This is a genomic window from Lysinibacillus sp. NPDC056185 (genome assembly GCF_047737915.1).
Lineage (GTDB): Bacteria > Bacillota > Bacilli > Bacillales_A > Planococcaceae > Lysinibacillus.
The window spans coordinates 25,877-52,588 of sequence record NZ_JBLLLQ010000031.1 but is presented as its reverse complement, the minus strand read 5'-3'; the positions used below and the strand labels follow the sequence as shown (position 1 = coordinate 52,588).

At 36.7% G+C, this 26,712-nt stretch carries 14 protein-coding genes and 2 pseudogenes; 2 read left to right on the top strand and 14 right to left on the bottom strand.

The genetic code is table 11. The annotated features are described in order from the left end of the window. Window positions 1–549 precede the first annotated feature (549 nt). The 8 genes from ACMZ42_RS22305 to ACMZ42_RS22270 form a co-directional block, all read right to left on the bottom strand. Window positions 550–3,609 carry a hypothetical protein gene (locus ACMZ42_RS22305; RefSeq protein WP_415732816.1) on the bottom strand — a complete coding sequence of 1,020 codons (3,060 nt, stop codon included), beginning with the start codon at window positions 3,607–3,609 and terminating at the stop codon, window positions 550–552. A 321-nt stretch (window positions 3,610–3,930) separates the two neighbouring features. Continuing rightward, complete coding sequence (locus tag ACMZ42_RS22300) at window positions 3,931–4,962, bottom strand: DUF916 and DUF3324 domain-containing protein (RefSeq protein WP_415732815.1); 1,032 nt, start codon at window positions 4,960–4,962, stop codon at window positions 3,931–3,933. Between the two features lie 252 nt (window positions 4,963–5,214). Next, window positions 5,215–5,976 (bottom strand): WxL domain-containing protein, encoded by a 762-nt coding sequence (locus tag ACMZ42_RS22295; protein ID WP_415732814.1) that lies wholly within the window; start codon window positions 5,974–5,976, stop codon window positions 5,215–5,217. Between the two features lie 19 nt (window positions 5,977–5,995). Beyond that, a complete protein-coding gene (locus ACMZ42_RS22290; RefSeq protein ID WP_415732813.1) occupies window positions 5,996–6,769 on the bottom strand; it encodes a WxL domain-containing protein in 774 nt (257 codons plus the stop codon). Window positions 6,770–7,857: 1,088 nt separating this feature from the next. Then, on the bottom strand, window positions 7,858–8,724 hold the full coding sequence (locus tag ACMZ42_RS22285; protein ID WP_415732812.1) for a GNAT family N-acetyltransferase: 867 nt from the start codon (window positions 8,722–8,724) through the stop codon (window positions 7,858–7,860). Between the two features lie 470 nt (window positions 8,725–9,194). Continuing rightward, complete coding sequence (locus ACMZ42_RS22280) at window positions 9,195–11,027, bottom strand: ABC transporter ATP-binding protein (protein WP_415732811.1); 1,833 nt, start codon at window positions 11,025–11,027, stop codon at window positions 9,195–9,197. Beyond that, the gene (locus ACMZ42_RS22275) at window positions 11,027–12,748 is read right to left on the bottom strand and encodes an ABC transporter ATP-binding protein (RefSeq protein WP_415732810.1); all 1,722 of its coding nucleotides are present in this window, start codon (window positions 12,746–12,748) and stop codon (window positions 11,027–11,029) included. Before ACMZ42_RS22275 ends, ACMZ42_RS22280 begins: the two co-directional genes overlap by 1 nt. Window positions 12,749–12,825: 77 nt before the next feature. Further along, window positions 12,826–13,059 (bottom strand): hypothetical protein, encoded by a 234-nt coding sequence (locus ACMZ42_RS22270; protein ID WP_415732809.1) that lies wholly within the window; start codon window positions 13,057–13,059, stop codon window positions 12,826–12,828. A 577-nt stretch (window positions 13,060–13,636) separates the two neighbouring features. Here ACMZ42_RS22270 and ACMZ42_RS22265 point away from each other — a divergent pair. Beyond that, window positions 13,637–15,661, top strand: a complete 2,025-nt coding sequence (locus ACMZ42_RS22265; protein ID WP_415732808.1) for an EAL domain-containing protein — start codon at window positions 13,637–13,639, stop codon at window positions 15,659–15,661. A gap of 89 nt (window positions 15,662–15,750) precedes the next feature. Here the strand turns inward: ACMZ42_RS22265 and ACMZ42_RS22260 are convergent, their stop codons facing one another. Then, window positions 15,751–16,218: a threonine/serine exporter family protein gene (locus tag ACMZ42_RS22260; protein WP_370082392.1), complete on the bottom strand. Its 468-nt coding sequence runs from the start codon at window positions 16,216–16,218 to the stop codon at window positions 15,751–15,753. Window positions 16,219–16,231: 13 nt separating this feature from the next. Then, window positions 16,232–16,984: a threonine/serine exporter family protein gene (locus ACMZ42_RS22255; protein ID WP_415732807.1), complete on the bottom strand. Its 753-nt coding sequence runs from the start codon at window positions 16,982–16,984 to the stop codon at window positions 16,232–16,234. A 272-nt stretch (window positions 16,985–17,256) separates the two neighbouring features. Between ACMZ42_RS22255 and ACMZ42_RS22250 the strand changes: the two genes are divergently transcribed. Then, window positions 17,257–18,666 (top strand): polysaccharide deacetylase family protein, encoded by a 1,410-nt coding sequence (locus ACMZ42_RS22250; RefSeq protein ID WP_415732806.1) that lies wholly within the window; start codon window positions 17,257–17,259, stop codon window positions 18,664–18,666. Window positions 18,667–19,547: 881 nt separating this feature from the next. On the opposite strand, the gene ACMZ42_RS22245 is transcribed toward ACMZ42_RS22250, so the two are convergent. The 4 genes and pseudogenes from ACMZ42_RS22245 to ACMZ42_RS22230 all read right to left on the bottom strand — a co-directional run bounded on the left by ACMZ42_RS22245 (window position 19,548) and on the right by ACMZ42_RS22230 (window position 26,705). Beyond that, window positions 19,548–21,632, bottom strand: coding sequence for a beta-propeller domain-containing protein (locus ACMZ42_RS22245; protein ID WP_415732805.1), 2,085 nt, complete (start codon window positions 21,630–21,632; stop codon window positions 19,548–19,550). 236 nt (window positions 21,633–21,868) lie between these two features. Next, a pseudogene (locus tag ACMZ42_RS22240) lies at window positions 21,869–22,201 on the bottom strand (PPC domain-containing protein); the annotation flags it as partial. Window positions 22,202–22,213: 12 nt separating this feature from the next. Then, window positions 22,214–25,099: pseudogene (locus tag ACMZ42_RS22235) on the bottom strand (collagenase); the annotation flags it as partial. A gap of 412 nt (window positions 25,100–25,511) precedes the next feature. Next, on the bottom strand, window positions 25,512–26,705 hold the full coding sequence (locus ACMZ42_RS22230; protein ID WP_370082402.1) for an acyl-CoA dehydrogenase family protein: 1,194 nt from the start codon (window positions 26,703–26,705) through the stop codon (window positions 25,512–25,514). Window positions 26,706–26,712: the final 7 nt, after the last annotated feature.

Below are 26,712 nucleotides of genomic sequence, written 5' to 3'. Positions count from 1 at the left end.
TTGATGTCCAAAATTTTGTTTCGTTCACCAACTCAAGGTTAGCTACTAAAAACTTTATTGATTACGTTTTGCTTGTTCAGTTTTCAAGGTTCATTTCGTTACCATTTCTTCAACAGCAACTTTTATATAATATCATGTCGCAAACTCTACGTCAACAACTAATTTACTTTAATTGTTTTTCAGCAGCTGTCTTAACGACTTGTATAATACTACACTTTTAATTCAAAAAGGTCAACATTTTTCCTGAAAAAATTGCATAGTTTTTTACTTTATCGATAATCTTCCTATTATAATGGTTAAGAAATAATTTAATATTAGACTCACAATTTGAAGTTAATTTAATGTTTTATTATTATCTAAAATATCATTTCTTCATAATTTCTATTAAAAAATTAAACAAAAAGAGCCTGAGACAAAAAAAGATGACTCCAAGCATCGAAGTCATCTAAATGCCGCATAGTACGGCAATCCCTTTTTATTAAACTGTCTACTTTATAAGGTTCAATTCATGTTTGATACACTTTAGTAGCTTTCAAAACTTCACTAGATTTATTCGTTAGGCGGTACATCCTGAAGCATCCACGTGATTGATCCTTCAAAAGCATCAGCTCTTGCCTTTCCAGCTGGCACTTCTAGATAAAGTCCGTCCCCATCTTCACTCCATGTATCGGAAATATCGACTGTTCGACGATTATCTGTTGTTTTCTTTGTATAGATCTCTGCTGAGGTATCTTTAGTAAGGAATGAATCCTTCCCATTATAACGGTAAAGTAAACTATCTAATTTAGCATCTGTTTTCTTCCCTATTAACGGCTTATTAAGCTTAGCCACCACGGTCCAAGAATGTGACTTTTCCGAAAATTGCGTACGAGTATCTTTTACAGCTAAAGGCATATCGAGCTTGATTGGCTGATACTTTTTAGTTCGTGATGAAATCACTAGATTTTCTCCAAAATCGATAACTTTAGGTACCGAATCGAACTTCAACACGGCAGCAATTACAGTTCTCACTTCATTTGATGTCCCTTTGAATTCATCTTTATTACTATATGTTCCAGATACTGTTGCCTGGCCTACAATCTCTTCTTCCGTTACAGCATCTTCTTTCACTGTAGCATTATACGTAACGTATATTTTCTTAGAACGCAGTAAGTCAGCATCAGTATTCAGACTTGCTTCAATTACATTTGAAGATTCATTGTATGTGGCTTTACCAACATCTTTTCCGTCTTCATCAATTACTTTTAAGTCTGCTGGTGATTTTAAATGACGTGTATCATATGTTTGGGTAATGTTAACTTGATCATATTTACCTGTATCATACGTAATATACCCGGTATCTACTAAAATACTATAGCTTAACGTTTCTTCTGGTGCGACTTCCTCTGCTTCTTTACCGCCTTCATCAAACACTCGTTCTACAACAGTTAGTTTTGGGCGGAGTTTTATCGTTTCGATATTAGATTCCAGATCCACTTCGTCCATCACATATACAGAAATCTCGTGATCTAATCCCTCTTCCCATTCATCACTCTGAATTATGAGTTCCCACGGAGCATCTGTATTTAAATTTTCATTTTTATAATCTCCGACTTTCTTAGGCTCACTACTATCTATCATATAATAAAGACTGACCGTATCACTGTCTTTATCTTTCCATGTTCCTGTAATACGATAACCATTATCTGTATATTCGCCATCATTGTCTAATTGCAAGACTGGCGCAGCATCCGGCCTGTCAGTAACGGCCACCTCAAGATTCGCTTCAATAACTTCTCCATATCCTTGAGCTTTAGGTTCCCATCTTAATGACCAACCTGGGTGTGGCTCAAATTTATACATAGTATTTGCGTCAATGTCATTTTCAGGATAACCCGGCGAATTCAATCTATTATAATATGGACTATTATAATAGATACCATCTTTACCTGCTTGACTGAATGGTTTATAATTCGGGTTATCACCAACTCCTTTAAATTCAGCTGGTGGATTCGCAAAACCATCACGGAAGAAAGTAAGAGCATAACTTGTACCGTCACCGTCTTTCAGTCTCTTCTCATAAAAGTAAAACCCTTCATCATTTCCTAACGAAAATAGCCTACTTTCTTCGTGCTTCCCGCCAATATCCATATGAACCGAATAAGCAAAATTTGTAATGGGCCACGTACTGTTTAATTTCCAATATTTCATACTTATATTAATACGCCCTTTAATATCACCCACCGGCTGCATTTTAATTTTTACATATCCATCTACTTTATATCCACTAAGGGGATAATAGACAATTACAGCTGCATAAGCAATCAACTCATGTGTCTCTTCATTTTTAAATAGTTTTAGTATTGGCATATGTCCAGATTGAAACCTTGCGTTATCGTCCTCACTATTCCCATGAGCAATCACAAGTCCATTACCTTCCCACGATGGATCGGAAGCTATCCCTTTGTTATAATAATATGTTACGATACCATTTGCTGAATCTGGTTTCTTGTCTAGAGCTGTCGCTATTACAAAATTTTCTGCCTGTATATACTTTATTCCATCCTTGTGTCTATCCACTACACTGGCAAGTGTTGTATCCATGGTTGGCAACGGACGGGACCAATCATCACCATAGGCTATATAAGACTCCTCATCTTCCAATGAGTTAACTGACCGCGTATTGTTAAGATCCCCGAAATACAGGTACTCAGCTCTTCCACTTTTATCTCTTACTGGAAATTCAACCCCCTTATTTGTTTCCATTTGTGTAAATCTTTCTAATTCATTAGGATCATCCTCATCCAACTTTGAAAAATCAATCTCACCGATTGGACCAACTCTACTTACTGGTGGTCCCAAAGGATAAGATTTTGGAGAAAAATTTTTACATTTAGGTGCTGAATTTTCTTCACTATCTAAATCTTTTGGTTCCTCTCCTTCAATTGCTGGTTCTTCTTCACTGTTAGACCCTAGCTGTTCCTCTTCTTCAGTTACTGGTTCTTCTTCACTGTTAGACCCTAGCTGTTCCTCTTCTTCAGTTACTAGTTCTTCTTCACTGTTAGACCCTAGCTGTCCTTCTTCTGTTACTAGTTCTTCTTCAAGATAAAACTCTTCCTCACAGTCAATTGCTATATTTTCTTCATCTTTAGACTCTAGCCGTTCCTCTCCAACAGTTGTTAGATTTTCTTCACTTTCAGACTCTGATTGACTCTCACATGCATTTGCAAGATTTTCTTCATTTTCAGATTCTGGCTGCTCTTCTCCTTCAGTTGTTGGAGCTTCACCATTCTCTGTCTCTGTCTCTGGCTCTGTCTCTGGCTCTTTCTCACCTTCAGTTGTAAGATCTTCCCCATTTTCAGACTCTGGCTGTTCCTTACCTTCAGTTGTTGGATCTTCGCCATTTTCAGTCTCTGGCTTTTCCTTACCTTCAGTTGTTGAATCTTCGCTATTTTCAGTCTCTGGTTCCTTACATTCAGTAGTTATATTTTCCTCGTCGTCTGATTCTAGTTGTTCCTCACATTCAATTTCCGGCTCTGTTGGATCACTCACAATTGTTTCTGCTATAAATACATTCAGCTCGGAAAAGACTAGAACAAAAACTAATATCGATATTACTATTTTCCGCATATTTTCTTTTCACCGACCTTTTTATATGTTAAGCAGCTTCATAACGAACAATGAAGCTAACCGAATACTGATCACTTTGCTCATCTTCTCATTTTTTCAAATTATTTTTTTAATTTTTAACAAGTGATTCATCTGAATTTTTATTGATTCACTTGCTAAAAAACCAATCGCTATTAAAAGCTTGTCGTAATCAGCGTTAACTGATACACGCCTCTATTCTGCACCTCAGAAACATAAATTGGTGTATAATTTTTCTAAAACGAAGAGTCAGCAAAGTAACCGGTACAGCTACTTCAAGAACAAAGGCGTATGTTTGATCAATTAATTATTCATTTCTTCTTGTTGTTTCTTCTGCTTCTTTTTGCTATAAACTATATAGAATAGTAACCCTGCTACTAGCAAAATTAACAATCCTACCAAATACGCTAGATAATTCGGACCTTCAATAGATACATCTGTTGCGTTAAATTGCTGTACTTCTTCTGCTTTAATGGTAAAATCCTTCTCAAATTCCCATGATTCTTTGCTCGACTTAGCCTTTACATGTAACGTATAAGTTCCAGATTTGAATTTTTCACCATCTAGTGAAATCGGATATTTAAAGTTTGAATTTGGCGCCATTTGCATGTCTTGTTTTTTCGCCTCATAGAGCACCTCTTTCTTACCTTTTTTCGTAACTTCCGCATCCACCTCAAAACGGTTTAAATACGTTGCCGTTGGATTTTGAAGCGTAGCATTAATGACGTTACGCGCATTCACTTGTCCAGCTTTAACATCGTGTAATTGTAAATCTTGCTTCACTACTTCAACCGTTTCTTGCAGGGTAATACCAACTACATAAGCATATTTATTTTCAATACTTAAACCTTTAGATGATTCTTTGGTATTTTTTGACGCTGCTTCCTTCTCTTCTAATGTAATACCGCCCGCTAAAATTCCATCGAATTCTTCTTCTGGCATCGTTACATGTAACTGTAAATCCTTACTTCCCTTAGCTGGAATTGTAACTACCTTCTCTGTTTCTATTAAATCTCCTAATTCATATGGCAATGAAGAATCACGTTCAACACTTGTAGGGCCGTACTCTACAACTCCATTAATATTCGTTGTAGCTGAATGAATGATCGGCTCAATGACGACATCCTCTTCTGTATTATTTTTTAATTGAATCGTTAATGTCTGCTTTTGATTAGGCTCCATTTTTAGATTGAAATAAGATTTTTGTTTATCTATTTGATTGTCTGGAATGACGGTATACACACCAAAATTAAATTCAGATGCAGACGCAAAGGGTGTTAACCACAGGCTTACCATCAATAGTCCGATTATGGTCAATAACGTATTTTTCTTCATATTTTTTACCATCCTTACTACTTAAAAGTCATCAAAGATTTAAATTTATTGGTAAAAACCCGCAATGCTTCCCGCTATGAGCAACAGGATGTCACGAAGGAGTGATATTCCTGTCGCTACACTTTAATTCGCGCTTGTTGTAAATTGAATTAGCAGGAGTTTATACGGGTTTTTACCTGTATCTTGCAATATTGCAATGACATGATAGGATACTATTTTTACTTTTATGATAGGTCCCATCATGATTTTTTATTATTCTTGTCCTGGTACGTCTGTCAGTGTCCATGTTAATGACGTAGCATATTTTTCTGCATATTTTGTCGTTGAACCCGGGACAGAAAGTTCAATACTATCTGCCGCTGTATTGTCATCACCAAATACTAAGACGTAAGTACCGGAGCCTTCTCCTGCTTTAGCAGACATAATATTTTCGGCTACACCAGTTCCATCCGGTTTTAAACTAAATGAAGATTTTGCAATAGATGGTTTTGGAGAGGTAGAGACTGTATTCACCCAAGCTTTATTAAAAGTAATTTCAGCACCCGTCAGTAATTTACCTGAAGTGCTCTTGAATTGCCCGTCCTGTTTCACCTGCAGTGACCAACCTTCTTCTGTACCACGACTATCTGTCACTTGAACATAGTTCGGACCGTCGCCACGACTTTCTTTTTTAAATTGTTGCGCTTTTGCTTTGTAAACTTGATTGGTGGAAGTAATTTTTGGCTTACCGAAGTCTAAACTAGAAGCATAGTCAATGCTTAATGGACCAGGTGTTCCTGGTTTTGGACCGTTTGGATCAGTTGGATCTATTGGATCTATTGGACCTGGATTACCTGGATCAGTTGGATCTACTGGTGGTGTTATGATATTATCAGCTGGTTTAAATTCGATAATTGCTTTCGAATCATACACGCCACCATTTGCTGCATAAGAAGTGACGCTTCCTCCTAACACCAAACCTGTTAACATTGTTGTCGCTACGCCTAGTGCTTTTAAATTAGTATTGATTTTCATGTTTCATCATCCTTTATTATTATTTGTTACCTGGAACATCCGATAAGTTCCAGGTTAATTTTGTACTGTATGTAACAGTATCTTTTGGAGTTTTCCCCGGAATAGAAAGGGAAATTGCTTTGTTTTTTTGTACTTTTTGCCCTTCAGCATTCGTCATCTCATCTACTGTCCCCCAAAGGTTTACCCAAAGGCCAGCCCCTTCATTTGGGCCTGCTGACATGACAAGTGAATCAGTCCCAGGAACTAACGTAATTTCTTCAGCTTTTGGCGGTGTCACCTGTGTTTTACCTGTGACAGCCGGACTTTCAAATTTGATTTGCGCTCCAGTTAATTTTTTATTTTGCGTGTTGGCATTAGAAAACTGATCTTCTTGTTTAACAGTTAATGTCCATCCGGCATTTAATCCGCGACTATCTGAGATTTGCACATAGTTCGGTACATATTTACTTTCCCCACCAGAACGTATAAACTGTGCATTCGCATAATAAATCTTATTTTTGTTCGAGATTTCATTAATACCAAAATCGAGATTCGATACAAAATCAATGCCTAATGGGCCGCCAGTTCCTGGGCCTGGTGGTACTCCCGGATCAATCGGATCTACTGGATCTACTGGCTTCTCTGGATCTGGATCAGTTGGATCTACCGGGCCTTGCGTATCTTCATTCGGAATAAATGTCACCACTCCATTCGACACATATTCTTTTTCTTCTGCTGAAGCAAATAGCGATGAAATAGCCATACCACTTAGTACAATAGCGATTGCTGCAACTTGCATAGCCTTTTTCTTCAATAGTTAAATTTTCCTTTCATGTATTTTTTTATATTTACGTATCAGATAAAATGCTAATACGATAAATAACACTTCCTACAAAATAGTCGAATTACAAATCAACTATTTTTTAAATAATTTGTAATAAAATTACATTTTTAAAGTAAAAAAGGGCCTCATTTCCATTTAATTATCCTCTTATTTCTCATTGTATTTTTATTTATATTTACGTATCAGATAAAATGCTGGTACGGTAAATAACAATCCAGAAAATGTTATTCTTCAATAAGATACGTCCCTCATTTGAGGATTTTTTCTTGCCAATAGACGATGGATCCTTTCCGAATCAAGGGCTTACAATTTAGCATTAGATGAAAAAGAAATAGTTAGAAACGTCACTATTATTACCAAAAATACTAGTTTGTTTACTTTTTACACTTAACATATACCTTAATCCGAACTTCTTTAAACCTATTTTTTCTCTTTTAATTCTTTTTTTCTTTTCATCACTTGCAGTTACCGATTGTAACGTATTTTACAACACAATAAAAATCAACTTTTGTTGCTTTCTTAACATAATTTGATAATGGCAAATTTCGAGTGAATTATCATAAAATTCACGCTTTGTTTAAGTTTTTTAACGGGTATTATAAATGGTTATCGTTACTATTAGGTTTTTTTTAAATATTACATCGCAGGTTGAACGTTACCACCTTCTATATTCCTAGCAACAGACTGATTAAAAACCTCCATTTTCATACTGTTTTTGAAAAATTATTCCATCCTTGAATCAAAACAAAAAGGATTCCTTTTATCTTTTATTAAACATAAAACCTTCCAGAAAAAGATGCAAATCAATCTTTGCTCACTTTTGAACATATTTTGATAAACTTTTTACTTGAATTATTAGAATCACATTTCCGACCATATATTATGGGTTTGAATGATAGTTCCCTGGATTTCCTTCAAAAGACTTTCCTTTCCTTTTATGTCGTTCACCTATCTCCATCTGAAAATTCTCCACAACCTTTATTGCTTAGATGTCTGAACTTCATTTTTAAACAAAAAAAGTGAGGAGCGATGCACAAAGCACACTCCTCACTCTTCACTTAGTGTTTTACATAATAGTCTATTTGTTGAGCCTTCATAAAGCCGGCCTTCTCATAAACAGAAAGCGCCTTTCGATTGTCAATTTCTACATCGAGCATGACGAATTTGACTCCAATTTTGCTCGCATAATCTTTGGAAAATGACAGCATCGCAGTACCAATCCCTTGCCCCTCACAGTTTGGATGAACTGCCAATGCTGTTACCCATTGAATTTCATTTTCCTGGGCAGTCGTCACAGTTCCAACAACTTCGCCATCTTTACGCGCTACCCATAGCTTTCTTCCAGTCGTTGATGTATTAAAAGCGATTAGCTCCTCAGATTCTTCAGGTAGGTCTCCAAACGCTGCACTATAAATAGCAATCAGCTCTGCCTGTTCATCTGTATAAGGAATGATTTCGATATCATTCTTTAATTCTACTGACTCTGCTCTTGTTTCTAAAGTGGCCTCTGAAAAGCTATATGTAAAGCCTTTCTTTTCAATAAACTTGTGTCCACAAGGTGAGCCATCTATCACTACCGCCAATTGACCTTCTGCCCCACGATCTTCGAGGCCGGCCTGTAAAGCTTCTACTAAAGCGGTTCCTATTCCATTTTGACGGTACTTAGGTGTTACAACTAAAGACCATTCATATGTATGCAGCCCCATTAAATCTATTGCACTAGCTGCACCAACTAATACATCTTTGTCATCTTCATATGCAAGTACCATAAAGCCCTTCGATTCAAAGGAACTCGCCATAGGCAAACCCATAGCAGTCTCATATACACGATAATCATGTGTGGTCGCTTCTTCACACAATATTTTTAATTCATTTAATGTTTCCCCATCTAACGGAAAAGACACTGTCATCACTGAAATATTCATCATTTACTCCGTTCTTGTATAGACTATTGCCCTATTGTAGCAAGAAAGAAAATAATCTTGCAACAAAATAAATTTGATACTTCTAATTATTAACAATTTCACTTTAAATATAGTGAAATTAAAAGTTTTATATGATTATTGACGGTTATAATGACTGAAAGTTACTAGAATTAGGTGTGTATTTTTATACACGGCCATTTATCTGAAGATCCGATTTCTACTGCGAATTAACGTCTAGTCGCTCCCTCACCTAAGCAAAATATCATCAATAAATCTTCTATCGGTGAATAATAAACCTCTATTTTCCATTTGTCATTATCCATAATTATACTATTTTTATAGATAAATTACATTTAAAATTTAAAATGATATGCTATATTCCAACTAAAAAAGAGCAATCCCAAAAATTTCGGAATCACTCTTTCTTATGTTTGAGGAATGAAATTTATACCTACATCGTTTCGTTCACCCTACTCATCAAGATGATGGGATGAAGATTGTAACATCTGCGCATAGATGCCACCGGATTCCATTAATTTTTGTTGAGGACCTGCTTCAACTAATTCACCTTTGTGCATAACAAGCACAATATCAGCATTGTGCACTGTATTTAAACGGTGAGCAATAACAAAGCTTGTGCGTCCTTGCATTAACACATCTAGAGCATCTTGTATCGCAAGCTCCGTAACAGTATCAATACTGCTTGTCGCCTCATCCAACAACAATATTTTCGGATCAGCAATCAATGCTCTTGCTATTGACAATAACTGCTTTTGGCCTTGCGAAATTCCACTGCCATCTGCGGCAAGTACTGTGTCATAGCCATCCTTTAGCGTCATAATAAAGTCATGTGCATTCGCACGCTTCGCCGCTTCCCCTATCTCTTCATCGCTAGCATCTAATCGACCATAACGGATATTTTCACGTACAGATGCTTCAAACAAAAACGGATCCTGTAATACAAAGGCCATTTGCGAGCGCAATGCTTGTCGTTCTATTTGCTGAACGTTTACACCATCAAATAAAACCTCGCCCTTTGATACTTCATAAAATCTTGCAATAAGCTGCAAGATCGTAGTTTTTCCTGCCCCAGTAGCCCCAACAAGAGCTACCGTTTGTCCGGGCTCCACGTTAAAATTAATGTCCTTCAAAATGTAAGCTTCCTCTGCTTGCTCATATTTAAAGTACACATGTTGAAAGCTCACTTGCCCTAATAGTTTATGCTTCTGTGCGGAAGCAACTTCCTCCTCAGGCTGTTCATCCAGTAATGCAAATACACGCTCAGCACCAGCAATCGCAGACAGTACGGTATTAAATTGATTGGCCAAATCATTTAAAGGTCGTGTAAATTGCCTTGCGTATTCTGTGAAAATAACAATTACGCCAATTGATACATGCCCGTAAAAAGCAAGTACACCGCCAATACCAGCTACAATTGTAAAGCTCATATTGTTTAAAAAGTTCATGACCTTTGGGATATACCCAGAGTATGTCTGTGCCCAAAAGCCAGTACTTTTTAAGCGTAAACTTTTTTCGCGGAATTCCTCTTTCATACGTTCTTCTTGTGAGAAAGCTTTGACAATTCTCTGACCCGAAATTGTTTCTTCAATCATGCCATTCAGAGCTCCTATGGCAGCTTGCTGTTCTTTAAACAAAGGTGCCGTTCTCCGTGTGATCCAACGCATTGCCCAAAACATAATCGGTATAATGGTCATCGTTAATACCGTTAGTAAAGGGCTTAAACTTAGCATGATAATCACCGTTCCCGTAAGCGTTACTACACTAGAAAACACTTGGATAAAGGAGCTATTTAATGTTGAGCTAACTGCTTCAATATCATTCGTCATCCGACTCATTAATTCTCCATGCTGACGACGATCAAAAAAGGCAATCGGCAGCCTTTGGAAATGAGCAAATACACTCGTTCGTAATCTATAAATCGTTTGTTGGGCAACACCAATCATCCAATAGTTTTGCAAAAATAATGATATTGCTAAAAGAGCATAAATGCCGATTAACAGCATAATCCCCTTCTCAAGTCCTGCAAGCTCTCCATGCGTTACGTACATGTCAATCATTTTACCGATTAAATACGGCCCAAGAAGAGACAAAATGGAACTCGCCAAGACAAGTAACAGCACAATAATTAGTAGTACACGTTGTTCATCGACTATTTTCCATAAACGTAGTAGTGTGCTTTTCCAATCTGTCGCGCGAGGTCCCTTCTTTTTCTTAACAACTTGCTTCACATCATCTTTCGTCAAAATCGGCTCATAGCCAAAAGGCTTTTGGAAAAATCCCATTATTCCTCCACCTCCTGTTGAGAGATTGCGATTTTTTTATAAAGCACTGACGTTTGTAAAAGCTCTTCATGCGTCCCGTATGCGACCACTTTTCCTGCATCAATAAGTAAGATGCGATCTGCACCTTTAGCTGTCCGAATTTTTTGAGTGACTACTAGCATCGTTGCTTGTTCCTCACTCAATGCTTCCCATAATGCCTGCTCCGTTTTAACATCAAGTGCACTTGTACTATCATCAAGCATTAATATATGCCCTTTTCTTAATAACGCTCTTGCAATCGATAATCTTTGTTTTTGACCGCCTGAAAGATTGACACCCTTCTGACCGACTTTTGTTTCGTAGCCACTTGGGAAATCCTCCACAGAAGCATGGATTTGCGCTTGCATTGTAGCCTGTAGTACTGCATCCATTTCAGCCTCTGCATCACCCCAACGAACATTATCAGCAATGCTTCCTGTAAATAATAACGATTGTTGTGGAACATAGCCGATGATTTCACGCAGTTCTTGTAAATCCCATTGCTGTACATCTTTCCCCTCAACTACTATTGTGCCTTCTGTGACATCATAGAAACGTGGAATAAGCTGTAACAGCGTTGATTTCCCTGCACCTGTTGCCCCCATAATGGCAAGCTTTTCACCAGATGTCACTCGGAAGCTTACATCGGATAGTACAGGCGAGTCTTCCCCAGGATAAGTAAAGCTAACATGCTCAAAAGCTAATTCTCCAAAACTCAAATCTTTAGACGTTTTCTCTGAAGATGATGGTAGCTCAATCTCATTTTCAGTTGAAAGAACTTCTGCCATACGCTCTGCAGAGGCTTTGGCACGTGCATAAAAAATAATAATAAAGGCAAACATCGAAAACGAGCCTGTCATACGCATTGCATAATTGACAATGGCAACTACATCTCCAAGTGGTGTTGTACCTGAAGCTATTTGTTTTGTCCCAAACCACAATACTGCAAGTAGACTCATATTCATAATGAATAACAGCACAGGCATAATATACTCCATTGTGCGTAGAGCCTTTACAGTATCTATTTTTAAGCGTGAGGCAACTTCATCAAAGCGAGAGGCTTCATAGGCACCACGTAAGTATGCTTTCACCAATCGAATAGCCTGTAAATTTTCCTGTAGTACTCGATTCAAACGATCTACTCTCTTTTGCACACGTCCAAAATAAGACACGCCTTTTGCCACCATAAATATAAGAAAAATCAAAATAATCGGTGCGCCAATCACTAAAAACAACGCTAATTTAGCATTGACAACAAAGGCCATAACGATGCTACCAACAACGGCAAGTGGTGCACGAAGCATAATACGCAAACTCATAAACAACACCGTCTGAACTTGTGTCACATCATTCGTTAACCTTGTAATAAGAGATGCTGTTGGGAATTTTTGATAAGTGGTTAATGTAAAGGATTGTATTTTTTCAAACAATACATTTCGTAAATCATAGGAGAAACTCTGTGCAGTATGCGATGAAAAATACGAATTAACGACACCAGCTATAAAGGCTACGAAAGATAAGCCAAGTAAAACAATACCCCATTGCCAAATCATCCCTTGGTTTTGAGCTCGTACTCCATCATCTATGATTTTAGCCATGATCAGTGGCTGAGCGAGCTCCACAAACAATTCCAACAGCATTAAACAAAACGCGATAAATGCAGTCCATTTATATGGCTTTACATAGGAAAAAATCTCTTTCACATTCTTCCCCCTTGCTCTTCGCAAAGAAGTTCCATAAATTTCAAACATAGTAAAGAACTCCTGTGCAGATAGTATTTTTATGCTTTTCCTCTACCTACAGAAAGCCATGTTACACAAACAAGCATAACTAATTGCCAAAAATCTAACGATGTACCAAACACGATAACTGAAATAACCATCGCTGTTAGCAATACTTGTCTCAACTTAAAAATAGCACAAAAACCACTGATTTGACTCCAATTGCAACAATTAGTCTCTAATGTAAATCCCCTATCAGCATTCCCCATCCGACAACAAGTAGTACGTTCCATTCTTTCACCATACGTGCAGGGTACAATGTGAGAAGGCAAAAGTAAAACCAACCGCTACTCCCGCAATAGGGCTTTACTACTGACTAACAAAAAATCAAATGAAGCGTTCGTTAGTAGGAGTCAAAGACCCATAAGTGTACCAATAATCCCTATCACTTGATATTTCGATGGACATTTCTTTAAACTAAGAGAGACATAGGCAACTACAAATAACTGCAATAAGGTAAACCCACTGAAGATCAATATGTAAGTACTACTGCGAGCGATCAACGAATTGTTAACATAAAGGAGACTGTCAATGGTTTACGGTTAAGCAACTACTCCACAAAAGTCAGTTACTCCCCATAAAATCGCAACCAAGACAATAATTACTATTTTTTATCCGTTTCATACACTTCTAGCTTCCTATATATATACTAAAAAATGTTATTTTTCTTCAAATCTTTCCATGTTTTTCGTTAAAAAAGTCCCTATTTTTTTTATTATCAAATATTTACAATCATATTCATAATGACTAATTCCCGATAATTAACTATAATAATAGTATATATAGATTACTCAAGGAGATCGAATAATCATGAGTCATATGCATAAATCATTTACGATCGATGAACATTATTTAAATTCACTTCCTTTTCCTGCTATTGTCATGAATCAAGATGGACAAGTTATAAATTTGGGAGAGCTTGCTGAACAGCTATTTGATTTTTCAGTTACTACTATTAAAGAACATACTACTTCATTCATTCATGAAAATTTACTACGTCAGCTTTCATTAGAAACCTTTCAAGCCATTTTGCAGAATAATGACAGCACGTATATTAATCAAATTCAATTAAAAACGTATACAAATGAAGAAATTACAACAGCGCTACTAGCTAAACCATTTACTGAACAAGGAGAGCATTTCGTTCTTATGATGTTCATGCTACCAGAGTTAATGATTAATTCTGTCTCAAGTAGCAGCACTCTCGTAGACTTAAAACAGGGATTAGACTCGACATTTATGACAGTAACACTTGATCATGATGGGTTCATTTTAGAATGTAATAATGAATTTCTAAAAACGAGTCAATGGACACCAAAACGCGTGATTGGCAAAACATTTTGGCAGCTATTCCCTGAAAATAAAGAAAGTGAAAAGATCACAAATACGATCTGGCGGAATTTAAACAATGGCCAAACGTGGCAAGGTGAAGTCGAAAAAGTTACAAAAGCAGGTCAATCTTATTGGGTGCTACTAACGGCTATCCCAACATTTAATATTGAAACGAATGAGCAACAATTTTTTTTAATTGAAAAAGATATCACGAAGTCCAAGACAATACAACATCAGCTTGAAAAAATCGCTTATATTGATACAGAAACAGGTCTGATGAATGCGCATCGACTCGAAAAAGTGATTTCTAATATGATTGAGGATGAAAGAAACTTTTCTTTTGTCTATTTAAGTATTGATAAATTTTATACATTAAAAGAGTTACATGATCAGCAAATCGGTCAAAGTCTTATTGTAGAGTTTACAAATCGTATAAAAATGTACTTCCAAGATAGCACAATGGCACGTATTAACGAAAATGATTTTGTCGTGATTACACCATTAAGTGAATGGTTTATTCAAGGCTTCTTGTCTTACTTACAACAACATCCAATTTATAACAGTAATGTTGCTGTCCCTATTTCTATTAGTGGCGGAATTACACGTTATCCAGAGGATCAAACTACATTCTCCCAACTAATGAAGGCATCCATTGCTACTATTACAACTGTACGTGAAGCAGGTGGCGATAAAGTCGTCTCACTATCCAAAGCAACACATAAAGCATTAAATCGTAAAGCTTTAATTGAAAAACGTTTACTTCAAGCTCTTGACCAAAAAAACCTAAAAGTTCTCTATCAGCCGCAAATTGATGTTAATACAGGTAAAATCACAGCTGTAGAAGCACTAGTTCGTTGGGAAGATGAAGTAATAGGCGTTGTCTCACCAGATGAGCTAATCCCAATTGCTGAGGAAACTGGTCTTATTAATAATATCGGTTCCTATATGCTAGAAAAAGCTTGTGAACAGGCACTAATCTGGAAAAAAGCTGGTCTTGATTTAAAAGTATCCATTAACTCTTCTGTACGCGAATTCCGTGATAAAAACATGGCAAAGTCAATCCTTGGAACTTTGGCAAAAACCGGCTGTCCTGCAAGCCTTATTCAAATCGAAATTACTGAGAAATTTGCGTTAGAAGCAGAAGCTGCTACCTTTATCACACAGCAAATGCGTAAGCTTGAAAATGAAGGTATTGCCTTTATACTAGATGATTTCGGTACCGGATATGGTTCATTTAGATATATGCAGATTCTACCAATAGATACATTGAAAATCGATAAAACATTTACAAGTTCTTTATTAAAATCTGAGAAAACCCAAAAGCTAATGCATGGTATGGTGCAGCTCGGAAAATCTATGGAACTTAAAGTTGTCGCAGAAGGTGTCGAAACGGCTGAACAAGCAGATCTTTTAACTTCTTATGGCTGTGATGCTATTCAAGGTTACTATATTAGTAAACCGGTTCATGCAGAGGAAATTGAAGCATACTTGGTAAATAGTTAATTTGAAAAAGGAGGCTACGTTTAAGACGTAACCTCCTTTTTTATATTTGTTCTATCCGCCGTGCTCATTCCTACATTTGATGTAGAACCTTATTTCTTATAGACCTTTTTGAATGTCGCTTTACTAGTACGTACAGAACGGAAAATAAGCTGTATTAGTACCTCTGCAAATACAAGTCCTATAACGATGGCACCTGTAATTAAAAATGCCTTTAATCCATACTGTAGCCCTTGTATATAATCATCCTCTACAATATTTCTCATTGCATTATAAGCCATACCTCCCGGAACTAACGGGATAATACCACCGACAATAAAAATAATCATTGGCATTTTGAAGCGCCGAGCATATAAATGGGAAACGATAGCAATTATGAAAGAACTAAAGAATGAGGCATATACTATATCCATGCCATGCTCTGTTAGGATGAAGTAAATCATCCAGCCTACTACCCCAACAAAACCACAATAAACTAGATTTCTTCTAGGTACATTAAAAATAATTGCGATCCCTGCAGTCGCAAAAAAACTAAGTATCAACTGTATGATATAGTCCATGTCATCTGCCCTCCTAAAACGATAGAGTGACGGCAATAGCTGCACCGATTGCAAAAGCTGTTAAAAAGGCCTCTACGCCCTTCGCCATCCCCGACATAAAATGACCTGCTATTAAATCCCGAACTGCATTCGTAATCAAAATACCCGGTACTAGTGGCATAACGGAGCTAATAACAATTTTATCTATTTCCGTACCATGGCCATATTTCACTGAAAAGACAGCAATAGACCCTACTACTAATGAAGCTGTAAATTCTGCGAAAAATTTTACTTTTGTTAAATCATTTATCAATAAAAGCACTAGGAAGCCTAACCCCCCTGCTAAACAGGCAAAAAGGAAATCGGACCATCCTCCCTTAAACATTATAAGGAAACAACCACTCGCAAGAGCAGCTGATATGACTTGAATATATGTTGGTAAAAAATAATTTGTTTTTTGTATCGACTTTAGCTCGTCATAAGCTTCTTCTAATGTTATCATGTGAGATGTGAGTCTCCGAGATACTGAATTTACCAAGGCTATTTTTTGCAAATCTGTCATCCTGTTGGAAATTGATGTAATTCTCGTCGGCTGTGTCTTGCCTAACGAAAAGATGATCCCTGTAGGTGTAGCATAACATTGTGCATCTAGCATATTTTGAGAATGTGCCATGCGTAGCATTGTATCCTCCACACGGTATGTTTCTGCACCACTTTCAATCATAATTCGACCTGCAAGCAATAAGCAGTCAATCGTAAATTCATTATCCACTTCATGTAAAACCATTACAGTTATCTGCCTCCTTTAAAAGGTTCCTTGCCAATAGTATCGAACTGCAAATAAAAACTCAACTAAAAAATTTTTTAACTTTTAACCAAAGTACTTTGGCTTTCATATGCTGAAAATGGTAAGCTATTGAGTAATTTATTTATGAAGATGGGTTTCCCATAAATTGATAGCAAAACTTTATAGATTCGTATAACTTTTTCAAAGACTAACACGTCTGATTTTATAAGCAGTATAGAAAATTAAATAAGGAAAGGAGCGTATCCACCAAAATGCCGGAACGCAGAAAAAAACGCGGCCCAATGATTGATTTCCTATTAATTGGCCTCATCATTACATTAACAACTATTATTTTAGTCATTATCCTATCAAAGGATGACTTTAAGTTTCAAAAAATTAGTGCCTCTAAAGAGGAGAAAACTTCAGATTCAATAAAGAGTAACCTATCCACAGATAGCTCTGCGTTTCCAGGCATACGTATTGTAACAGATGTCTCTAATGATAAGCGAACTCCTTTTGCTATTCACTATCCAGAAACAGATAATAAAGCTTTTAATGATGCTGTATTACAGTACATAACGGATTCAAAAGAAAACTATCTGTCATCTATGAAAGAAAATAAAGATAAAGAGGTAATGGGTGAGCTTAATATTAGTTTTGAGACTTTCCCATATCAAAAGCATTACTATTCCTTTGTGCTAACAAAAATGTTGTATACAGGTGGTGCCAACCCAGAAGTTTCAACAAAAACATTCTTCATCAATCATGAAACTGGTGAACTAATCTCCATTAAAACATTGTTGAACAACGATAAAAACAACTTATCAGCCTTAGCTACTCATGTACGTAACGACTTACAACAAAATCTCAAGTTAAAGGATGAGCTTTTCAAGGAGGATTTAGTAAAGTCAACTGAACCAAAGTGGTCTAACTTTAATCGCTTTGCTATCGTTAATGATTCGATACAATTCTATTTTGATGAGTATGAGATTGCTAGCGGGGCAGCTGGTTCTCCAATTGTGAAGCTCCCTTTATCACTTATCAATCCGTTGTTAGCTTCTGATTTCCAGATTGCTATGGAAAAGCCGGTAAAGCCAACTAATACAGGAGATCCAAACAAAAAGCGTATTGCCTTAACTTTTGATGATGGCCCACATCCAAAGGTAACAGAACAGATTTTAGATACGCTCGATAAATATCATGCCAAAGCTACCTTCTTTATGCTTGGTAGCCGTGTACAATATTATCCTGATATCGCTAGAGACGTTCTTGCAAGAGGACATGAAATAGGTAATCATTCATGGAACCATCCTGTATTAACAAAACTGTCACTAGAGTCGGCAGTAAATCAATACACATCTACAGTTGCGGAAATTGAAAAGGCTATTAATCAAAAGCCAACTGTATTTAGACCACCGTATGGAGCAACAAACGATACAATTAACGCTCAAATTCCAATTCCTGTTGTTTTATGGTCGATCGATACATTAGATTGGAAGTATCGCAATGCGCAACAGTTACTACCTAATGTCAAAAATAATTTACACAATAACGCCATTGTCTTAATGCATGATATTCATCAATCGACTGCCGATGGTCTTGATTCCGTGCTTGCTTATTTACAAGGGCAAGGCTATGAATTCGTGACAGTATCAGAAATTCTTCCATATCGTCAAAAATAAGAAAAAGTCCAATAGACCTTGAGTTTATTGGACTTTCTTTTGTTGAAAAACTTATTACATCAATGAACTTCGGCATAATGAGAGGTTGAGCGCGAGCCGCTTCCTCCGCCATTGTTGCTGTCGCTTCGCTTTCGCACAGATATAAAGCATTGTTGCTGCCGCTTCGCTTTCGCACAGATATTAAACATTGTTGCTGCCGCTTCTTCAGGCGGTAGATGTCGATAAAAAGTAAAAGTTAGTAGATAAAATGCGAAAGTTAGTAGATAAAACTCAAAAGTTGGGTGATAAACTAAAAAGTTGGGTGTCATTTTGTTATAACGTATGTCATGCGGATAAGTTGAATCGCAGTGGAGGCTAGGCGACATAATAAAGTAAAAGGATTTACACACAGTTTTGTGTATGAATCCTTTTTGCTCTTTGAACGGTGGATGTCGATAAAAAGTAAAAGTTAGTAGATAAAATGCGAAAGTTAGTAGTTAAAACTCAAAAGTTAGTAGATAAAACGCGAAAGTTAGTAGATAAAACTCAAAAGTTGGGTGATATTTTATTAAAAACGTTTGTCATGTGAGTAAGCACCATACGTTATTGTGATGAATTCATTTTTACATGAATACTTTGAAGATTTATCGGAACAAAATCTCATTTTATCGGAACAATTTTAACTTTTATCGGAATATTTTCTCGTTTTATCGGAACAATTCCAGTTTCTCTTCAGCGCCACAGACGAGACCCTACAGTAAAGTGAAGCGGCTCACCTAGCAGGAACGAAATCAGCCCCTCGCTGTGCAGATGAACTTTGTTTTGTAAGACACCTACATAATAGTTTTTCAACAACGCGAAAAGTCCAATAAACTCCACCTTGAGTTTATTGGACTTTCTTTTTATTTTATCGTTAATGTATCAAGTGGTTTGAAGTCTGTTAGCTGATAGCTCTTCACTTCATTGTTCGCTACTGTATAAAGAGCGTCGTCTATATAGACTACTCTTTGTACACGTTGTTCCCAATTTTCGTACTGATCGCCAGTGCTTTTATTAACAATATTTCCTTTTAGGACGATTCCTTTATCTGAAGTGATTTCATAGATTTGTGCACCTTGACCTTTGTAGACGATTTCATCGCCCTTCCCTGCATCGTACAGGACAACTGGGAAACCGAAGTAATTGTATTCTTTATTGCGGAATAGCGCTTTAGGATTGTATTGGACTTCGGAGTACGAGCCTTCTCCACCGATTTTTACTGTTGATTGTTCCTTTGGATTTTTGAAATCTGAAACATCAAACAATGACATTTTCATATTAGTTGTGACCGTAAAATTACGCTTCGAATATGCATCATAGCGTTGCTCGGTGTCATAGCCGATGCCGATTAAATGTGTATCGTCTAGTGGATGCAAATAGTTACTAAAGCCTGGAATCTTTAGCTCACCTAGCACAGTTGGCTTTTTTGGATTTGCGACATCAATAACAAACAGCGGATCCACTTGCTTAAATGTTACTACATATGCTTTTTCGCCCATAAAGCGTGCAGAATACACTTTTTCACCAGGAGCTAAATCTTTTACTGCACCGAGCTCTTGTAAATTTTTATCGAAAATAAATAGGTGGTTTCGTGATATTTTTTGTTCATCCCACGCATTTCCTTCAGTTGTAACGATACGAAAATTGCCTTCATACTCATCCATTGAGTATTGATTTAACACTGAGCCTTTTACTTCCGTTGTACCCACAAAATTCATGGCAGTTCCATCAACATTCCATTTAAAAACTTGTGTATTAGTTGTTCTTGGCATCCAGATCATATCCATCATGCGACCAGTAGCAGGTACTGGATTTCCATCATAAATTGGTGTTGTTAAATAAAGTGCATTCTCCGACATATAAAGCCCGCTACTACCTCCTAAGTATCCCTTAGTGTTCGCAGTTGTCTTTGCACCATTTTTTAAATCCACAGTTGTAATTAAGCTATATGTTCCATCCATTGTATTTGGTAAAATAGAAATTTTCTCTAGGGGTAAACTTTTGTACTCATTTCCTTCTACACTATCAAATGTTTTCGGTTTTAAATCCGGCGTTTTTTGCTCTCTAAGCATCCAATAATTCGGATACATATTACCGATTAAATATAATGTGTCATTTGTAATTCGAATATCTTGTAAATACCCCTCTTGCCCCACTTCACGTATGAGCTTCGGATTCTTTGGGTTTGAAATATCATACAAAGTAGCTGTCGACATGCTTGAGCCTACTTTTTCTAAATATTCATCCCCAATCACTATTAATAAATTTTCATATAATGCTAGCTTCGAAATATATTGTGACTCCTTCAGCTTGATTGTTGTTGCTAACTTTAAATTTTTCGGATCTTTAGCATTCACTACAGTAATGCCCTGATCTTTTACAGCATAAATAAAGCCATCTTTGACAACAACTATATCGCCTTCCTCCACTCCTTCGACTTGATTATTCGTTGTAGAGGATTTGTCTGCACTCGCCTTGTCATCGCTCTTTGCCAATTCTACGGTTGCCTCATTCAGTTCTTTTTGTGAGTTAGCTAAAAGTGTTTCGAAATATTGTTGTAGTTCTTGTTCTGATTTTACAGCTTCAAGCTTTTCAATGATGGTAAATGCTATTACTTGCGATGTTGTTTTAGGCCCATCTAGTACAAACGCTTCTTTCTTCACATGTAATTTATAGCTTCCAGGTACTAAATCGCTTACGATCATTGTCTTTTTATCTTCCCCCATTGTTACCGTCGCTGCTACCTTTTGATTTTTGCTATTTGTTACGAAAACATTCGCTATCGCGTTTTCTTTTAGTGCCTCAGTAAAGGATACTTGCCAGCTATGAGTTGTCATACTCGCACTCGCTGTCTGCGCCTCTACTTTTGGGGTCGACATCAGCATAAAAATTCCTGGCAACATAGCTAGTACGGCGATGAGTGAAATTGCTACCCACTTCTTTTTCATTAATTTACCTACCTTTCATAATTTCGTTTATTAATTAGACTACCAAAGAATAGGAAAGTTACATTATTCCGAATTTTTTCTCAATAAAAAAACGAGAGGAAGTGAATCCCTCTCGGCTTATAATTACGAGCAGCAGCAAATGTATTCTACGTTAGCGGTTGCTCTTTTTTATGGTTTGACACTTGATTATGGTTTGCATTATAGAGATTAGATCAACCTCTACTAATTAAATATAATTATTGTACATTTACTGTATATGTCCCGTTTTCATTATCAAATTTATAAATATATAAATAATACTTTCCTGGTTTCGCAGTAAATTTACCTTTTATAACATTTCCATCTTCCTGCCCATAGGATGCGTAATTTTGCATATCAGACTCATGAAGAAGCACCCATGTCATTCCGATTTGATTTTCATTTACGACAGAAATATCTATTTCTTTTGGAGACGTAACATCGAATGTGTATACATCCGTATGATCATCATCAATCAAACTACCTTTTAGGAGCATATTAAGTGGAATCATTTCCGCTTCTTCTGGATTATTATTTGGTTCTATATCTGTTTTTGCTTCATTTTGTACATTTACTGTATATGTCCCATTTTCATTATCAAATTTATAAATATATAAATAATACTTTCCTGGTTCTGCAGTAAGTTTACCTTTTATACTATTTCCATCTTCCTGTCCAAATGATACGTAGTTTTGCATATCTGACTCATGATAAAGCACCCATGTCATTCCAATTTGATTTTCATTTAAGACAGAAATATCTATTTCTTCCGGAGACGTAACATCAAATGTGTATACATCCGTATCATTATCATCAATTAAACTACCTTTTAGGGGCGTATTAAATGGAATTATCTTGGCTTCTTCTGGATGATTATTCTCTGTTTGTTCTCCTTTCAGTACAGTTACAATTGCATGATCCTTACTTTCTATCCCCTTATCATTTTTCACTGTTAATGTCACATTATATGTGCCTTCTTTTTCGAATACATGAGTAGGATTTGCCTCTTCACTTGTTTTTCCATCACCAAAATCCCAAAGGTAAGAAACTATTTCTCCATCCTTATCTTTTGAACCATCGCTCTTGAACTGGATTTCTTCATTTTCGATTCCAGCATATGGACCATTTATATTTACAATAGGCGCTTGATGATCTCCTTCATCCGTCGCAATGCCGTGGAAAACAATATCATATTCAAACTGGTTTGCTGCATTCACACGGTAGTTTACAAAATACGCTGTCACTGTTTTATAGCCGCTCCACTCTTTTTGCGATAGTTGATCCAGTACTTGGTTCACTTGTTCACTCATCGTTTTCCAGTCTTTAGATTCACCCTTTGCTTCACTACCTACATACGTACCTTCGACTGTAAATGTATTAAAAAACTGAGACTTATGTTTTGTAATTTTTGCATCTTTTACGTTAGCAACATCGGCAATTTCTTGTACTACTTCATTTAACGCTTTTGGTTCATGTTTCACTAAATAATCTTCTGATACTTGTGGCACCTCGTATTTTTCTTGATTATCAATCAATTGCTGCATATACGCTTGGTATTCCGAATTCAGTTGTGGATCTTTGCTTAATACGTCGCGATACGCATCATAATTTTTCACATCGTTCGCACGAATTAAATCTTGAATCTTAACAAATGTATCAAATTGATGATTATACATATAAGATTGCAGTGCAAATGAATAATTATAAAAATCCCACGATCCATATTTTGCAAACATTGTTTGTTCAGCGGTGTAGCGTTGTGATGGTTCATATGATAATCCACTAATAATACTATTACGTGGAACTACATCATTTGTACGTGTTGATCCTGCAAAGAATTCTGCATTTCCTTCCTGGAACCATGTAAGCCGTTCATTTTGATACATATCTCCTGTTCCGAATAAACCAGGAACCTCGTATCTTCCCTGTAAATAATGTGTAAATTCATGGCGGAACAACTCTTCTAAACTATAAATACTTTGTTCCGACGTACGTTCATATGTAAAGAATGTTCCCTTCTCTTCAATATAAATACCACCATTATTTGTTTCATACCCGTACAATTGACGATTTAATCGATATTGATCTGGAGAGTCATAAATTACAACTGTTAATACATCGTCAGCATTACCTGGTTCTAATGCTTTATCATTCCCAATTACACGGTGATATTGTGCTTTTACTTCTTTTGCAGCCCAGTATAATCTTTGAATTTTGTCTTCTGTTACGTTTTCTCCCGTCTTAAATACAATCGATCCATTATCAAAAGTATATGTTTTCGGTAAATACTGCTTCTTTCCCTCTTCACGCATTTTCTGTAAATCTACTGTATTGCCACTATAGTCTTTTCCACCATAATTTGTAGTAAGTTGCTCTACTGCCACAAAATAAGCTTCACTTAAATATGGATACATACGCAATGCTTGTGTAACAACTTCTAAACCTTTATCCGGATTACTATGGAATCCTCCTAAACGCCCTGCATAATAAATGCCATTATTGATTAACCAACTATTGCTATCTGTAACATTATGTATAAGAGCAATTTTATTCACTTCATTGATGAAACTATCAATCTTTCCATACCACATCGTCGTATTAGCTTCTTTACCTGTCTCATGCAAATACGACTGCAAGTCATAATCAATTCCATGTATTAAATCATAGATAGCTTGCCCTTTTAAAGAATCGCTTTCATATGTAGAGAGATTTTCGTTATACTGTTTTAAAATCTTCGCAGCATACTGAACTGTTTCTGCATCACTAGAAGCATTACCTATTAATTTCCCATAGGCGGATACTACTTTATCTTGCTCATCTGTACCAAGTTCAAAGTTCGGATTTTTAGCCATTTCCTTTAATGCTGGTAAACACTTATCATGGAAACTTCTCTCATTTAAATACCCTAGTTCCTTATTATAAAATCCAACATAAAAAGCAGAACGCAATAGCTCAACAAATGTTTCAATACCCTTTGAATCATCTTTCGTAAAAGAACTTCCTCTTTTCCCTAACTCATTGATGATAACTTGCATGCGTTCTTTATTTTGATAAAAAGCTTTTGTTTCATCATTGAATTGGAATAGGTCTGTAATTTGATACCAGCGAATATTTCCTAGCGTATCAATTAGCTCACTATTGCTCATTCTATTAAGCTCTTCCATCGAGTACTTTTCCTGCAATTGCTTCGTTTCAGCAAGTTTTATTGTTGGAGCTGGGTGTTCCGAAAAATCTCCAATTTCCAAACGTTTTTCAAATGATAATGTTTCATCAGCCGTTGTAGAATGTGCAATTTCATCTTTCGGAGTATCTATGCCAACAGGCTTCATTTGTAATACATTATAAGGCGTTTTTTCTGCTGCTGATACTTCCGCTTGTAATGCTCCAAACGACAGTGCCATTGTACTTACTCCAATTAACACTTGATTGAGTTTTAATTTCTTTTTCATAACAAATCCTCCTATAGTACTATTATTAAACAATGGTAATATATTGATTATTTGGAACTATATCGCCCATCTAAAAATAACATATTATGTGAATAAAGCAACATAATATGTTATTTTTAGTAATATTTGCTTGTATAATTTGAACACTAAGACACAATTAGACCATAAAGTCATTCTTTAACATAAAAAAAGAACCCGAAATTCGGATCCCTAACTAGAAAGCAACTGCATCATTTAGACTCTCTGCGGCCACTACAGACTACTTAACAGTAAAAAGCCGATTATCCCTTTAACGTTTAGGAAATCGGCTTTTCTTTATGAATTTTACATTTGTAGGTGCTACCCCCGAAAGAAGTTAGAAGAAACAAGTCTAATTAACTTCGAACCAATCAATAAAGTCTTAATAAAACGCCTACTCTTCAAACGGCCATTTTGGTAACATTTTTGTCAATGACTTATCTTGGCGTTTTCCTAATACATAGTCAGCCTGCATAATCGTATGAATCTCCCGCGTACCTTCATAAATAACCGGTGCTTTCGAGTTACGTAAATAGCGAGCGACCGGATATTCATCCGAATAACCATATGCTCCATGGATTTGGACAGCATCATCCGCAGCTTTATTGGCAAAATCACAAGCTTGCCACTTTGCTAATGATGTCTCTCGCGTATTGCGTACACCTTTGTTTTTCAACTCTCCAACACGATATACAAGTAGGCGACTCATTTGATAGCCCGCTTCCATTTTGGCAATCATTTGCCCTACTAGCTGGTGCTCGCCAATAGGTTTACCAAATGTTTCGCGTTCATGACAGTATTTCACACTCGCCTCGAGACACGCTTGAATAAGACCGACAGCACCTGCCGCTACTGTAAAACGACCATTATCTAACGCAGACATGGCAATTTTAAAGCCTTCTCCCTCTTCTCCAAGGCGATTCTCTGCAGGTATACGTAGATTTTCGAAAAAGAGCTCGCCCGTATTACCAGCACGAATACCGTATTTACCTTTAATGGCCTTCGATGTAAAGCCCGCCATGGAACGCTCTACGATAAATGCACTAATGCCATGATGTTTTTTCGATTTATCAGTGTAGGCAAAAACGATAAAATGGTCAGCTAGATCACATAAGGAAATCCATGTTTTCTGTCCATTTAACACGTAAAAATCTCCATCCCTTACAGCGGTGGTAGACATTGCAGCTACATCTGACCCTGCTCCGGGCTCTGTTAAACCAAATGCCCCAATCCGAACTCCTTTTGCCTGTGGTATAAGATATTGCTGTTTTTGAGCCTCTGTTCCCCATTGCATTAAAGTCATGCTATTCAAGCCTGTATGAACGGATACAGCTGTGCGAAACGCTGTATCTCCACGTTCAAGCTCTTCACAAACGATGGCAAGTGCATTGTAATCCATCCCACTGCCACCGTATTGTTCTGGTACACAAACACCCATTAAGCCAAGCTCAGCAAGTCTTGACCAAATCTTCGGATCGAAGCCACCCTCTGCATCCCACTTCGCAATATGTGGAATAATCTCGGCATCCACAAACTGTCGTACTGTTTTACGTAACATTTCCTGCTCGGTGGTAAATTCGAAATTCATGACCACG